The sequence below is a fragment of the Nostoc sp. genome, assembly GCF_036917375.1.
GTDB lineage: Bacteria > Cyanobacteriota > Cyanobacteriia > Cyanobacteriales > Nostocaceae > Nostoc.
Genome location: NZ_JBALDN010000054.1, coordinates 1 through 15303, shown reverse-complemented (window position 1 = coordinate 15303; position 15303 = coordinate 1). Strand labels below are relative to the sequence as shown.

Here is a 15303-nt window from a genome sequence, read left to right as displayed (position 1 = left end):
TGACTTATGATGAAGTTACCGCAAACGATTCCAGTTCTTCTTTTTGGGGCTAGCTTGGCTGTAATTTCCCCTCAAGTTTGTGCTGCTTTCACTGTTCAAGAAATAGCTATTCTTGCTCAAGCATCAAGCGATTTACCAATGGTCAAATCGGCTGGACTGTCCCCCGATATGGATGTACCTTGGTCGAAAGCCGTAAAAATTGTTGACCCCTTTGAAGGAGAGTTTGTTGGAGTTTTCGACCGCAATTCGTTAGGTGGCTATTTGTACCGTGAGGGTTCAACGCAAGTTATTAGTTTGTGGACACCTTCGAGCATTCGAGTACTCGTAACAGTAAATTCGGGTCAAGCAATGTCTTCTTTCTACACCGCAGGCCGTGTGTATCCTAGACCTGACTATTTTAGATTTATCACGACTAAAAAAGTCGATAAGCTTTTGCTCAAGGTCAAAGAAAAAGTTTTTCGATTAGACGGTTCAAATGGCACCTTTGCTATCAGTCAAGAATTAGCCACTGCTTTAAAAAATGCTCCAGATGAGAACTTAGATATTAGACTAGTTTTGGAAGGAGGTCAAACTGTTGATAGCGAAATTGGTAAAGGGACGGTAAAAGCTTGGCGAATTATTTATTAAGCGATCGCATTTTTCAGCCAAGTATTTTCTATGTTTAATAAAGGAAAAACCTCTCTGTTCTCATCAAAAGTTGACTGATAAAACTAAACTTATTTACAGATTTAATAAGAACGAACATTGTTAGAAGTAAGCTTGATTAATTCTTCAACATTGTTAGAGATTGTATTGCAAATAGTATTTAAAGGTAAGTCATTAGGATCAAAGCCAAAAGGTTCTTCTATTTCTGAGCCAATTTGTTCAATGCTTAATAATGTAAAACTTACAAAAGCCATTACTATACCAGTCCACCAATTTAAAAAGCTCACAATTTCCAAAGGTAATATAAGACAAAAAATTAATAACAGTTGTCTTAATTTAATAGTATATATCAAAGGCAATGGCGTTTTTAAAATACGTTCGCAACCACCTAAAATATCTACTAACTCATCTACACAATTATGTAGAGTAGTCAGTTGATAGACATTTAGACAATTTCGGTCATGCTGATACTGCAAATAATCTCCTATCCAATAAGCAATTTGTAGTGGAGGATGATCGCTATCTTGGAGGTGTAAATATTGTTTTTCAGACATTAATGATGCTAACTGAGTGTCTAAAGGCCCCGATCTAAGATGTAACTTCATTGCAACTGCAAAAGCAGTTACTAACCGAAGCATTGCTTCTTTTTCTAATTTATCTTGTGGTGTCTTCTCTTTAACTATTATCGCAATTCCACGAGTTAAGTTACGCGATGTATTAACTAAAGCTCCCCATAGTTGACGACCTTCCCAAAATCTATCATGAGCTGTATTCGTCCGAAAGACTAATAGTAATGTAAAGCCAATATTAAAGCTTAAAACAGCATTGGTAAGAATATTACTGGAATCGGAAAATGCGATTGGTAATCCTAAATGAGCTAAAAATGATATGAAAGTACCATATATAGTACAAAAAATTACCCAAGGAAGAATGATAGAGATAATTGACCTTTCAAGGCGAAGAGTTACTTGAAGCCAGTTCAGCTTTTCGCCTTTGTAAAGATGATACTTTTCTCTTAAAGAGTTTTTAGAATTATTTTGAAAATAGTTAGGTTGTTTCATATTGGTAAGATTTGAGGATTACATCAATTAGCAAACTAACTGTTTGAGCTAAATATATCTTGCTTAAGCAAGATATATGCAAAATGTAGGTTTCCAAATAGTCACTATAGTGTAACTATAATAAACACAAATTATAGTTTTAACATTGAAATTTATTTCTGTGAACCATCTTTAGGTAGGGAAATTCAATATTGTCTTCCAATTCTCCACCACACACCTGATTTTCTGCTTATATTGATTAAATGTTGTGGTATTTCACTGATTTATGAGATAATTAGACAAAATTTCCAGCTATTTACAGTAAATATTTACTTTTTTTTATCGGCAAATCGATGCCTACGACGGACTACACCTAAACATTTGGGTTAATAACAGTGTAGCAAATGCGTAACTCTCAAGCTACAAAAGGAGATAAACCCAATGAAATTTGATATTAAGCCAGTGAGTTACCCAATTTTAGCTGTCCGTTTTGAGAAAAACCATTATTGGCTGAAGGGTTATGCAAATACTTTTTAAAAGGACAAAACTATATAATTACTAGATGATTTAGTTGAAATTTATTTTAATAAAAATTTAGCAACAGGATTTACACAAGTTAGCATTGAAAGTATCAAAATTACCGAAATCAATCGGCAAATTCCCAAAAAAGTAATCCTCGCTCAATAGTTACTAGAGTCTGTTGGAGGTAAAAGCGATCTTGCAATCAATAAAGCTGATAATATTAAAACTATTAAGGCGCGATCGCATTCGTTAGGCTACATATAAGTAGGCAATCCTAACAGTGCAGATAGAGACAGAGAACTATTTGACGCGATCGAATTATTTCAATCAATTATTCTGGTCGCAGTACTATTAATGGCGCTCGATGAGTTTAAAGATTAAACTCTCCTCAATCAGGCAGTGGGTTAAAAAATTTATAGTTTCTGTCCTGCATAAATCGATCGCACTTCGCCATTACGTCGGATGACTGCTTCGCCATTACTGACATCTACTAGCGTCCAACCGCTTGAGCCGATACTTTCACCCATATTGATGCGGCGAGTCACACCATCAATTTTAAACAAAGCGGCAGATTTGTTGCCCAACTCTAGTAATCCCTCTAAGGTATTACTCGGAGCTTCTGCGATCGCAGTTGCCGGATATACTTGTTCCTGGGTAATAGTTGGTTCTGACTCTGGTGCGAGTGCAGCACGCAATGGAACTACTGGTAATGCAGGCAGAGGTTTGGGTGTTTGGCGCACGGTAATGGGTGCAGTTTTTGCTGCCACCGGTTTGAGTTCGGCTCGTACAGCCGCAGCAAACATTGTGTTGACGCTTACAGGCTTGGCAGCTTGCCGCACTGTATTCAGGGCAGTTTTCACAACATTAGGTTGAGATGCCCGTAACGCACTGGCAACTTGTGGTAAAAGTGTAGGAGTCCCCGGAATGGCTGGAAGGGCGTAGCGCATTGGTGACGGCGCTTGATAAACGGGGACGTAGATCCGCTCAACAACGCTTCCAGAACGATTGGGGGCTGGTGGTGTATTATTCGCTAAAAGTGGAAGTGCTGGTAAATTACCAGTTGCTTGCTCGCGACCAAGGGCTATTTGGTTAGTATTTGCCTGACTGGAGAATCCTAGATTAAAAGATTTTTGATTGCTTTTTGCTCCTTGCTTATCTATGACAGCCAGCGCTTGGAGCATATAGTCAACTAACTCTGCCTCTATTTCCGTTTTTACGGGCAACCGTGACTGCGATTGCGGCAATAGAAGCGCTGACTCAGGCAATTTGTTATTTAAAAGATATACGACTCCAGCCTGCACCAAGTAGATCGTGCTAGCGATCGCCACGCCTAAAGTTGTTCCTACAATTAGCAGTTTGCCCAAAACCGAACTAGTGTTTTGACGCTTTCTACTAACTGATTTAACAGTAGAGGTGCCAAATACAACGGTACTCAATTGCTTGTGGTTATCTTGAGCAACTGACTGTACTCCTTGGTTCAAAGTAATCTGTGGTATCGTAACTGTTTGCAGAGGCACGTATTCTGGAGGCGATTGGCGTTGAGCTTGGGCGGAAACTCCAGCAACAGAGTGGCTCGATCTGTTCTGACTACTGTGCCTAACAGTTTGAGAAGGCAGATTACCATTAGCATCCAGAATGCAGTCGATATCGGCAAAGAGTTCATCCATTAGGCCATCAGCATAGTTTTCTATCGACCAAGGCTCGTTGGTGATTAAGTCTTCTGATGGTTCTGGTACTATGAGACGGGTGCTGGCTTCTTGTAACATAGACGTTCTGGGTTGTTGCTTGGACGAGGAAACGCCACCCCTACTGACTTGAAAGTGCTGAGTGCTGAGTGCTGAGTGCTGAGTAAAAATACCAGTTCCCAGTTTCCAGTCCCCAGTCCCTCTTTCATACTTGGTGGTGAAACTTGTTTCATTGAGACTGCCTGGAAATTAGGATTATCAGAGGAGGCAGTAGGTCGAGGGCAGTTTTTACTGGAGGAAATAAGTATGAATAAAAACTTTACTCCTGAGTGATTACCCTGATTAAAAAGAAGAATTGTATCGGGCAAGATACAAACAGAGGAGCCGCTTTGCCTTTGGTCTTGCGCCAATCCTATGCAGTTGTGCGTGGGTTACTTCTGCCTGGTTGTTGAGCGTAGTCGAAACACTGCCTCCTGAATAATGAAACATCCAATCCCCCATCTAATTGAGATAAGTTGATTGAGTGTTGGTATTAAATTCAACTTTCATCTGGGGATTGTTGATGATGCCACTACTAATCCTTATGTCATCTATCATACCAATCTCTCTCCCTACTACTATACTCAGTCTTTATCAAGCTTGTGTTAAGCTAACGCTGGAAACTCTGACTGGCTCTTGGTTCTACGCAATTCTAGATATAATAATAAGGCGTTAATATCGGCTGGGTTTACACCACCTATACGTGCAGCCTGACCAAGGGTGAGTGGCTTTATGTGAGTCAGCTTTTCCCGTGCCTCTTTAGAAAGAGTATCAATTGTTGTGTAGTCTAAATCCCCAGGTAACTGGCGGTGAGCTTGGCGGGCAATTTGGTCAATTTGATTTTGTTGCCTAGCAAGATAGCCAGAATACTTGATGTCAATTTCTGCGCCTTCTTTCTCGGCACGGTTGAGGTTAGGGTTTCCCAGTCCGAACCTGTCGAGATCGACGTAATGTAATCCTGGACGCCGCAACAAGTCATTGAGGGTAATCGAACCTTTAATTGCTTGTTGGGTATCAGATGCGATCGCTATTCCAATTTCATCATGTTCTTTAACTCGTGTGGCTTGCAATCTTTGTTTTTCTGTGGTGATATTACCCTGTTTTTGAGTAAACATATCCCAGCGGCGATCGTCAATTAAACCAATCTCCCGCCCCAAGGGTGTCAGGCGTTGGTCGGCATTGTCAGAACGCAATAGCAATCGGTATTCTGACCTACTGGTGAGCATTCGGTAAGGTTCTCGCAGGTCTTTTGTACACAGGTCATCAACTAGCGTCCCAATGTAACTTTGCTCGCGGGCAAACACAATCATTTCTTGAGAGCGAACAAATCGAGCGGCATTAATTCCCGCCACCAGCCCTTGAGCAGCAGCTTCTTCATAACCTGTAGTGCCATTAATTTGCCCAGCACAAAACAGCCCCGCAATCTTCTTAGTCATCAGTGTGGGATAACACTGAGTTGCTGGTAAATAGTCATATTCCACTGCATAGGCGGGACGCAGCATCACACATTTTTCCAAACCGGGGAGAGTCCGCAACATTTGCAACTGCAAATTTTCTGGCAACCCTGTAGAAAATCCTTGGATATACAGTTCGGGTATATCTCTTCCTTCCGGTTCAATAAAGATTTGGTGGCTTTCTTTATCGGCAAAGCGGACAATCTTATCTTCAATACTGGGACAATAGCGCGGCCCTTTAGCTTCTACCCAACCGCCATAAACTGGCGACAAGTGTAAATTTTCCTGAATCAGGCGATGGGTTTCGGGGGTTGTACGGGTGATGTAGCAAGGCATTTGTTCCCGTTCTACCCACACATCTGGGTCAAAGCTAAACCAGCGCACATCTTCATCTCCTGGCTGGATGAGCATTTTACTGTAATCTACCGATCGCTTGTCTACCCGTGCTGGAGTTCCAGTTTTAAGTCTGCCGGTTTCAAATCCCAAACGATTTAGGGTTTGTGTCAATCCTTCAGCTGCAAATTCTCCAGCACGCCCAGCTGGCATTGATTTGTTACCAACCCAAATTTTGCCTCCCAGGAAGGTGCCGGTTGTCAAAATGACTGCTTTACATTGGAACCCTACACCAAAATAAGTTTCAACCCCAATGACTTCATCATTAGCGCCCAGCACCAAATCTGTTGCCATACTTTCGCGGATTGTCAAGTTTTCTTGGTTCTCAACAATATTTTTCATCACCGCTGCATATTCGCGCTTATCAGTCTGGGCGCGTAATGCCCAAACAGCAGGCCCCCGTGAAGAGTTGAGGATACGTTTTTGCAAGTAGGTGCGGTCTGCGACTTTACCAATTTCCCCGCCGAGTGCGTCTACCTCATGGGTCAATTGGGATTTCGCCGGACCACCCACTGCTGGGTTACAAGGTTGCCAAGCGATTTTATCCAAATTGAGCGTCAATAACAGGGTACGACAACCGAGGCGTGCAGAGGCGAGAGCTGCTTCGCAACCGGAGTGACCTGCACCGACGACTATGACATCAAAAGCGTCTTGGAATTCAACGGAATTGTGCATGGTCATACTTACAGGATCGGCAAGCTTAGAGTTCTTTTCAATTTTAGCTGTTCCAGTGGTTTCATGGATGTAACTTTCTGATAAAAAAGTTATCAAACTTACTAGTACTCAATTAAAAGCAAGGTTCCATTTTTTAAGTTTAGTAGTAAGGTGAAAAATCTCATCTTTTTAAAATTTGTGACAACGTTCCGGTTTGTCGATCGCAGCTATTGTTCATATCGTTAGCCAGCATAAATTAATTTATGACTGGTACATATTAAATACTTTCTCTAGCTTGTATAAGACTATAGCTCAATGCTGACAAATCATTTGTGATTTTAAATCATCAATAATAGCTTTTTACCAAAAGCTTATTAATTTTATTCTTGATCATCTATCTAAGCCAATTATTTAAAATGAAACTCACCCTCAAAAAGCAAAAAAATATTACTAGGTTTATTAGAAAGACAAGTTTCATCAGTATCGTTATATTGATGATATTTGTATTAGTTGCTAGCAATGAGATTACCCATCACAAAGTTGCTATAACTGCTCAACCATTACAAGAATGCTTGATTAATAATTCATTACCTTGTATAAATGCCTCTAAAAACACAACATCAGAACCATTTATTCCCGATCCTAAATTAAATGCTCAACAGCGTTTTTTATCTGCGATCGCTAGAAAACTACCCACAATTCCCCAGCCTGGTACTTATGAATATACTTTGCTGCGAAGCTATGGTGCAGTATTCGTAAATCCCGATATTGGGATTAAACTACCGCCAAAAGATATCTTTGCTAACGAACAAGAAACCCAAGAGTTTCAAGCTACTTTAACAATGGGTCATGTTGATGGCACTAACGACTGTTCTTTACAAAAATCGGCGGCTGATGCTTTAAACAAAGCGCGAATCCAGCAACAAATTCCGCTAAAATCTGGTTATGGCTCTGGTGATTGTACTCGCACTTTTAATACAAATTTAAGATTTTGGCACAAGTATGCTAACGATCGAGTTTTAGCAAAAGTTCAACAAGGTAAAGAAACAAAAATTCTCGGTTTAGTTGCGCCTCCAGGAACTTCACAACATCTCTGGGGGTTAGCCATTGATTTACGCGTAGGTAGTAAAGAGCAGAGAAAAGCTCTTAATCAAAATGGTTGGTTTCAAACTGTAGAAAACGATGTTCCACATTGGACTTATGTGGGTTTATCTGAAGAGAACTTACCTCAGTTTGGTTTTAAAAAACAAGCTATTCGAGGTATTACTTATTGGATTACGCCACTTTAATTGTTAAATACAATAAAAAGCTGGTAATTTTAGCATAAAATATAGAAATTAAGATTTTATCTGAAATGAAGCTACTAACTATTGGTAAACTTCCTTAAAGAATTTATTAATAGCAACTTATCATAATTAGGAAGCATATCGAATTCTGTAATCTAATTTAAGCGAATTTACTGATAGCTTAGGATTAAAATATCTATTGGATAAATTTAAAAATAAAAGTACAGTGAGTTTGCTAAATAACACTTTTTACTCTTTAGCTCTCTTCACTTTTTCGCTTCTATTTGCCCATTAAAAGTCGAAAACTAAGGTTGTAATCTGGATTTGGAGTTATCTTAGCAGGAGTGTATTTGAATAATGTTAAGAATATTTATCCTAATCATTAAGGTTGAATAGCATCTTGGTTAAGGTTTAGTTTTTGCTGACTTTTTGACTGGATTATATGATTTTTATATTTTTTCGAGAAAGGAAAATTATCCACTACATTAATCTGGAATTGCTACCAATTAACTATGAGTTAGCATAGAATAATTGCTTTAATAGCTATTAAAAAATTTTTGTTCGCAGGCGCGATCGCTTTTAAAATTAAGATTTTAAAATACCTGACATACAAATAGTTCAATAATCGTTTAAGAGGAAAATAAAAAATAAAATTTTATGTTTTACTTTCGCAGCTTTTGTTGGCGTTATCTTAAACTATAGGACTGAGTGAAGCCCCTACCCGACCTCAATATATTGGCGTTAGCTTGATTTTAGGAGATATATTCTTGAGCCAAGTTGGCAACCGGGCGTCAGACTGCTAGGATTGCATCTGGCAAAGTGAGTTCTACTCCAGCACAGCAACAGGTAGAAACTGGTATGAGATTCAAAGGGATTTGAAAAAGGCGAAGGGTAAAAAAGCTTATATCCTAAGCCTTTGCGTTATTTCTAACTGTACAGTTATTTTTGCTGTGTTGCATTGGTACAGCATGGCTGAAGTAAACCACCCATCCCAAATAAATGAAACCCTTGCGGTATATAAATTACAAATTACAAATACAAATTACGAATTCTGCACAGCGGTAGTAGTATGTCAAAATAAAAATACCCGATACATCAAGGTGAGCGATCGCTCCCAAAGCTAGATTAAAGGATTGACCTGAGCAATGGCAGACCCAACCAATCACAATCAAGCGGGAGAAGTAGCTCCCAGCACTGTTGACCAGCAAGCTCCCAGTGTAGCTGAAGAACACGCTCCTAGTACAGATTCACCCGAAGCCACAGATATTCCTACTGCCAACGCGCCAGATCCTAAAGCCGCAAACCCCGAAGATAACCCCAATGCTGCCAAACCAGCTGCATCACCCAAGCGAGAAAAACCCGCCGCCGCAGCTAAAGCCGCAAAAGGAGAAAAACCCGCCGACGACGACGCAACAGAAGAAAAACCCGCCGCCGCTAAAGCCGCCAAAAAGGAAAAAGCCCCAGCTGTTGAAAATAAGCCATTTGTAGAGTTCATTGAGCAAGACTACTTGCCAGCTTTACAAAAAGCGATCGCTCAAAAAGGTGTGCAAGATTTACAGGTGTCTTTTGCCAAGCAGAAGATGCCAATCACTGGCTTTGAATCTGCTGAAGAATGCTGGCAAATTATTGGCAGTTGGTCAGAAATTGGTAAGCGTCAGTTCAACCTGTATTTCCCCGATGAAGATATTCAAGGAAAAAAGGGATTTTCTTGTAATGAAGGCAAAAAACCTAGTACTCTTGAGTCATTCTTAATCGATGAGCGCAAAATTACCCTCGATTTATTGGTATATGGCTTAGTTCAGCGCTTGGACGGTCAAAAGTGGTTAGGTAGAAATTAGTCATTGGTCATTGGTCATTGGTTTTTAACAAATGACAAAGGACAAATGACAAATGACTAATAATTAAAGCTCGTGGAAATGGTAGGTAACGGCTCCAGTATTGGGGTCGTTATCAATTTTTACATAACCTGATTTGTACATCTCTTTGAGAGTAGCTTCCACTTCAGCAAAGCTGGCTCCTGTAAACTTTACGCCTTGAGTGACAGTTAAAATACCGCCTTTGTTTTCGGCCGCTTCAATCAGTTTCATCATCAATTGGTTGCCTGTTGGTCGGTGGACTTGAGAAGCAACTACTGCTTGATTCAACGGCACACCAAAGGGAGATACACCCGCTTTCAATCTCAAGTTGTGTTCGTATTCGTCAACCATATTGGGGATAAAGAACAAATCCACAAACTGCCCTATACCAAACACACCACCAGTCAACAGCCATAACAAACCAGTTCCGATCTTGCCATTATAGAAACGCTGTAATCCTCCCACCCCCATAAATCCGACTGCACACAAAATATAAGAGACAAGAAGTCGGTCTTTCTGCTGCTGATTGTTTTCAAGATTCATCTTGTTTTCAACCTTTTGGATTTACTCTTGTTGTTTGAAATGGTTTTTTTGACTGTTTTTTATACCAAGTGCTAATAGCTAGACTTACATCTTGCACCAGTTGCTTTCTAACAATTTTGTTAATAGACACTGCTGTTATGATTTGAAGTTGTCGGCAATGTCTAATCTATAATTATTAAGAAAGGTGCAAAAAATCACTAAAGTACTTAGATTTTTTCAGTAATTATGCTACTCATGGATTGTTAACTTTAAGATGCCCAACGTATTAATAGAACCCTATGAATTTATTGTAGTAACAACCAGAGAAAATTACTGAGATAGTAGTGCTTTGAGAATCAAGAGGTGAGTGCTACTCCACTTGAACGAGATAATACTGCTTGCTGAACTATATTTATTTGACTACCAATCCGCGATTTTTGATTCCGCAAATATTGAATGATTGTTGCAACTCTTAATGTTTTGCTTAGAAATTTCTCACCCGCACCTTGGTAGACTGAACTTTATACAATTGGATTATTGTGGGCTGTTACGGTTTGCCAAAGAATTTTTGGTGAGGCAGTCCGGTCTTTTCCCAAAAGGAAAGGCTAGCGCCAACGGGGTTTCCACGCCAGTTGCTTCAAGTCGGCACAGCCGCCCAACGCACTGGCTCCCGATGAGGAACTGCCGTTACCGTGGCGGTAGAGACGTAGGAACGTCACCCGAAAGGTCTACTTAAGATAATAAAGACGAAAGAGAAATCAAGACATGGTAGATTCCCTCAAAAAACCAGGCTTTGAAGAAATCCGGCCAGGGATTAAAGTCCCGGCAAAAGAAACCCTGTTAACACCTCGGTTTTATACTACCGATTTTGATGAAATGGCACGGATGGATATCTCCGTCAACGAAGATGAGTTAAGAGCCATTCTTGAAGAGTTCCGCACTGACTACAACCGCCACCACTTTGTTCGGGATGCCGAGTTTGAACAATCCTGGGATCATATTGACGGGGAAACTCGCCGATTGTTCGTTGAATTTCTAGAACGTTCTTGTACGGCAGAGTTTTCCGGCTTTTTGCTGTATAAAGAACTTGGTCGTCGCTTGAAGGGAAAAAGCCCTGTTTTAGCAGAGTGTTTTAACCTGATGTCACGGGATGAAGCACGTCACGCTGGCTTTTTGAACAAAGCTTTGTCAGACTTTAATCTATCCCTAGATTTAGGGTTTTTGACTAAGAGCCGCAGTTATACCTTCTTTAAACCGAAATTCATCTTCTACGCTACTTATCTTTCTGAGAAGATCGGTTATTGGCGCTATATCACGATTTATCGCCATTTAGAAGCACATCCCGAAGATCGGGTTTATCCAATCTTCCGGTTTTTTGAGAACTGGTGTCAGGATGAAAACCGTCACGGCGATTTCTTTGATGCAATCATGAAATCTCAGCCGCAAATGTTGAATGATTGGAAAGCACGGCTCTGGAGTCGGTTCTTCCTGTTGTCGGTGTTTGCGACAATGTATCTCAATGACATCCAACGCAAGGACTTTTATGCCACCCTTGGATTAGATGCACGAGAATACGATATCCATGTAATTCAGAAGACCAACGAAAACGCAGGTCGGGTATTCCCACTGATGCTGGATGTAGAGAATCCAGAGTTTTATGAGCGGTTGGATGTTTGTATAAGCAATAATGAGAAGTTGGGTGCGATCGCTAACTCCAACACTCCCAAATTCCTGCAAATCTTCCAAAAACTGCCGCTTTACATCTCCAACGGCTGGCAATTATTGCGGCTGTACCTGATGAAACCGATTGATACTGTTTCTGCTCAAGGGGCAGTTCGTTAATTTATAAAAAGTTTGTGAAAACTTTGGTGGTTCTGCTGCTTGCAGAGCCACTTTTTTTGTCCTTTTTCCAAGTCAATGATTACTGATATGTCAAGCAATTAGTACTGCGATCGCTAATTTGCTGGCACGCAAAAATCGGAGATAGTTGCTTAGGTGTAGTTTTGTAGTAAATACCTTGAGTTAAGCTGATTTTTCCATTCTGATTAAGTCTGGAGTCAATGTTTGATGCTTGGCTGCTTCTGCCTCGTAACATCTGAGAATCAGTGATGTCAGCTTATCTAAATCACTGACAGAGGAAATAATTACTTTTGATGCGGCATCTCCCAGAGAAGCTGTTACTTCCTGTACTTCAAAGTTTGAAGCTAGCGACTTTACTTCATCTACACTTAGTCGAGTAACAAAACTTTTTTTCTGCGAAGATAGATACAGCCGCAGAAACCACCAAGTACTTTTGCCAACAAGATTGATACCAAAGTATGAAACAGTATCTTTGTATTGGAGTTGATAATTGTAACTCGTTGAGGTTTGCGTAATTGCTTTAATTTTTTCAAAAGCTTCGATTTCTTCAGCAGTTGTTACTACTTTTGATTCTTGAGGATTTGGTTGTATATCCACTTCTCCATTATCTATGTCTATTGGAGGTTCAACAGGCTGATCTATTACTGGAGTAAGTGAGCGAGTCATTAACTCTACTAAACTTCCCTGAATCGACTTTTTAACAATTGGTTTGAATTTATCAATAATTTTACCTGTAATTCGACCTTTAATTTCATAACTAGGAGCAACTGTACCAAGTTCAGTCACTAAAAAGCGAACAAATTCTTCAGAAGGAGAACGTAAAAGATTTCCTAGAAGTTGAGTCATGCCTTTTACATAAACCATTTCTTCAGCATGGTTGGTAATAGCTGTAACCTCAAAATTATCACGGTGAAAGAATTTGAGGTTATCAATATCTTTGGTATCATATTCCAGGATGTTAAAAGTAAAAAATGGCTCCTTGTCCATGACATTTGTTTCACGCAAGTCTGTAAAAAAACGGTATTCAATACCGTTAGTGACAATAGCTACTTTTGTTGTCGAAAGTGCATTAAAATATCTACTCAATTGTCCATCATGTGCCTCAGCTTTTTGACCACGGGCTTTTGCTTCTACGAGCATCACTTTAGTACCATTAATAGCTAAGGCGTAATCTACCTTTTCAAACTGCCCTGCTTTTTTGATAGCAAAATCTGCCACGTATTCTGGTATTACTTCACTAGGATCGTAGACATCGTAGCCAAGAACACTCAAAAAAGGAACAATCAGTGCCATCTTAGTAGATTCTTCACCAACAACTTGGTCAGCCCGCTTACGCACTTGTTCAGATAGTTTGGTAATATCTTCAGTGAATGCCATCTAGCTTGCTCCTGATAGATTAGTGAGTATTGATAGGTCTTTTTTGTAAAATAAGAGTGATTATAAGGTGACGTAGTAGTACATTAGAATTACAAGTGTTAGTGCGATCGCCTTTCTTATCACTCCTATAAAAGTATTCCCAAATAAGTACCAGCCTGTAACACTCATGACTTGTTTACAGGTGCAATGGCATCAGTAATGAATAAAAATAAATCAGAATGATTTTTTATGAAGCTTCAGCCTCTGCGAGACGCGTAATGGGCAGACCAAAATATTGCTGAGTCAATAAATTTTACTTTTTACTCAGCAATATTTTGGTGAGAAAGGTTTTCGTGAGTTTTTACGGATATAACAGAAGCCGACATTAGGATACACTGGCATTTGAATACACCGGAAGTTCATCAGCGACTTAGTTTGTCGCTTCTTTCTGGTGACTTCCTTCCTAGTATCCTATTGCTTTTGGCTGTATGAAACTTACTCCAATCTACGGTAAGTCTCCCTGAAGAAGGTTTTTAGCATCTAAAACGACTGCCACTGTTTTGAGGCTATAGCCTTAGAATATTTACAAGCTTTACTTACGAATTAGCTCTCTCTAGATAAAAGTACCATTTTTACTGTGTAAGCTGACATTCTACCTGTTCCATCCAGATTTGTGTAGCTTATTAACAAATCAACGGATTCATTAATATTAAGCCTGCTTTACTATTTAGTTTCTTAGCCCGACCTATTAGACAGCTAGAGTGTTCATTTCACTTTGTTCAATAGCTTTTAGCCCTTATCGCTCCCATGCTGACCCATCACCGCAAGCCCGTGTGCTTATCACTTATTTCCACTGACCTACCCATCTGGTCAGTTGTCGAAACTGCCGCGACATTGTATCAAAAAGACACCGATCGATTTCATTTACTGATGACCGCACCGCCTTTAATTAGCTGCGAAGTAGAGAGTGTCATAAGTCCAGAAGACACACTTCCTCAAAGCAAGAGCAAAGCTTACGCCCCTAACAGTCCCAGAATATTATGGCTGGAGATTTCACCTTACCGAGTCATCATGACTATGCAAGGTAACGCTCAAGTGAGTTATCGTCACTTTTGGGAACAGGGTGTTTATGGCATTAGTCGCTATTGGTTGCCAACTGAGTCATTGCAACCTAACGATCCGATTCGTTTACGAAATTTTACTCGTAGCCTAACTCTCAATGGACATCCTTTGCCAGAGAATTTGCGGCTGGAATATGAATTGTGGGCAGAAAAAGTCCAATTAGGATGCTACATACTGAATTTGGAAATTAAACATTGATAGTCGTGGGCAGTAGGGAGTAGGGAGTAGGGAAAAGTTTTTACAATGCCCAATGCCCAATGCCCCATGCCCAATCCCTCTTAACCAAAATAACTGGGTTGGTTTCCTGGTTTCCATTTAATATTGCAACCAACACTCGGCTTTTGCTCACTTGTAACAGGTTTACCCGCTAGCACTGCTTCAATGGCTGCGCGTAAATCTGCACCTGTTACAGGTTTACCGTTACTGGGGCGGCTATCATCTAATTGTCCCCGGTACACAAGTTGGCGTTGGTCATCAAATACAAAAAAATCTGGTGTGCAAGCTGCTGTGTAAGCCTTCGCTGTTTCTTGGCTCTCGTCGTAGCAGAAGGTAAAATTAAACCCTTGTTCTGTTGCAAATGCTTGTAACGACTCTGGCGCATCATCTGGGTAATTTTTTGCATCGTTAGCACTAATCGCAACGATCGCTAAATCACTTGTAAAATAATCTCTTCCTAACTGTACTAATTCGTTTTGGACGTGTTTTACAAACGGGCAATGCCGACAAATAAACATTACCAATAATGCTTTTTTATCTGCAAAGGTAGAAAGTGAAGTTGTAAGGATTCAGGTCAGGAGGTATTGACAAGTGTGACATCGGAGGTGGAGTATCACAATTATGGAAAAAGACCTGCCTCTGAAACTAGAGCG

The 15303-nt window shown here is 40.1% G+C and carries 11 protein-coding genes and 1 pseudogene; 5 read left to right on the top strand and 7 right to left on the bottom strand.

The features are described from left to right. The first annotated feature begins 6 nt into the window (after positions 1-6). Entirely contained in the window at positions 7-627 is a 621-nt protein-coding gene (locus V7K45_RS13900; RefSeq protein WP_335004268.1) for a hypothetical protein, read from the top strand. 101 nt (positions 628-728) lie between these two features. On the opposite strand, the gene V7K45_RS13895 is transcribed toward V7K45_RS13900, so the two are convergent. From V7K45_RS13895 to mnmG, 4 genes are all read right to left on the bottom strand, one after another. Beyond that, positions 729-1706, bottom strand: a complete 978-nt coding sequence (locus V7K45_RS13895) for a bestrophin family protein (protein ID WP_335004266.1) — start codon at positions 1704-1706, stop codon at positions 729-731. Positions 1707-2620: 914 nt separating this feature from the next. Continuing rightward, positions 2621-3973: a hypothetical protein gene (locus V7K45_RS13890; RefSeq protein WP_335004264.1), complete on the bottom strand. Its 1353-nt coding sequence runs from the start codon at positions 3971-3973 to the stop codon at positions 2621-2623. Further along, positions 3943-4125, bottom strand: a complete 183-nt coding sequence (locus V7K45_RS13885) for a hypothetical protein (RefSeq protein ID WP_335004262.1) — start codon at positions 4123-4125, stop codon at positions 3943-3945. The genes V7K45_RS13890 and V7K45_RS13885 overlap by 31 nt, the downstream gene beginning before the upstream one ends. 411 nt (positions 4126-4536) lie before the next feature. Continuing rightward, entirely contained in the window at positions 4537-6459 is a 1923-nt protein-coding gene (gene mnmG / locus V7K45_RS13880; protein WP_335004309.1) for a tRNA uridine-5-carboxymethylaminomethyl(34) synthesis enzyme MnmG, read from the bottom strand. Positions 6460-6848: 389 nt separating this feature from the next. Between mnmG and V7K45_RS13875 the strand changes: the two genes are divergently transcribed. Both V7K45_RS13875 and V7K45_RS13870 read left to right on the top strand, forming a co-directional pair. Further along, entirely contained in the window at positions 6849-7721 is an 873-nt protein-coding gene (locus tag V7K45_RS13875) for a D-alanyl-D-alanine carboxypeptidase family protein (RefSeq protein WP_335004260.1), read from the top strand. 1142 nt (positions 7722-8863) lie between these two features. After that, the gene (locus V7K45_RS13870) at positions 8864-9556 is read left to right on the top strand and encodes a DUF2996 domain-containing protein (protein ID WP_335004258.1); all 693 of its coding nucleotides are present in this window, start codon (positions 8864-8866) and stop codon (positions 9554-9556) included. A gap of 63 nt (positions 9557-9619) precedes the next feature. Here the strand turns inward: V7K45_RS13870 and V7K45_RS13865 are convergent, their stop codons facing one another. After that, positions 9620-10117 carry a TM2 domain-containing protein gene (locus V7K45_RS13865; RefSeq protein ID WP_099101195.1) on the bottom strand — a complete coding sequence of 166 codons (498 nt, stop codon included), beginning with the start codon at positions 10115-10117 and terminating at the stop codon, positions 9620-9622. 744 nt (positions 10118-10861) lie between these two features. Here V7K45_RS13865 and acsF point away from each other — a divergent pair. After that, on the top strand, positions 10862-11938 hold the full coding sequence (gene acsF, locus V7K45_RS13860; RefSeq protein WP_335004255.1) for a magnesium-protoporphyrin IX monomethyl ester (oxidative) cyclase: 1077 nt from the start codon (positions 10862-10864) through the stop codon (positions 11936-11938). A 180-nt stretch (positions 11939-12118) separates the two neighbouring features. Here acsF and V7K45_RS13855 read toward each other — a convergent pair whose 3' ends face one another. Beyond that, a complete protein-coding gene (locus V7K45_RS13855) occupies positions 12119-13333 on the bottom strand; it encodes a type I restriction endonuclease (RefSeq protein ID WP_335004253.1) in 1215 nt (404 codons plus the stop codon). 786 nt (positions 13334-14119) lie between these two features. Between V7K45_RS13855 and V7K45_RS13850 the strand changes: the two genes are divergently transcribed. Beyond that, positions 14120-14632, top strand: coding sequence for a hypothetical protein (locus V7K45_RS13850; protein ID WP_094348271.1), 513 nt, complete (start codon positions 14120-14122; stop codon positions 14630-14632). Positions 14633-14712: 80 nt separating this feature from the next. Here the strand turns inward: V7K45_RS13850 and V7K45_RS13845 are convergent. Continuing rightward, positions 14713-15213, bottom strand: a pseudogene (locus V7K45_RS13845) (thioredoxin family protein); the annotation flags it as partial. Positions 15214-15303: the final 90 nt, after the last annotated feature.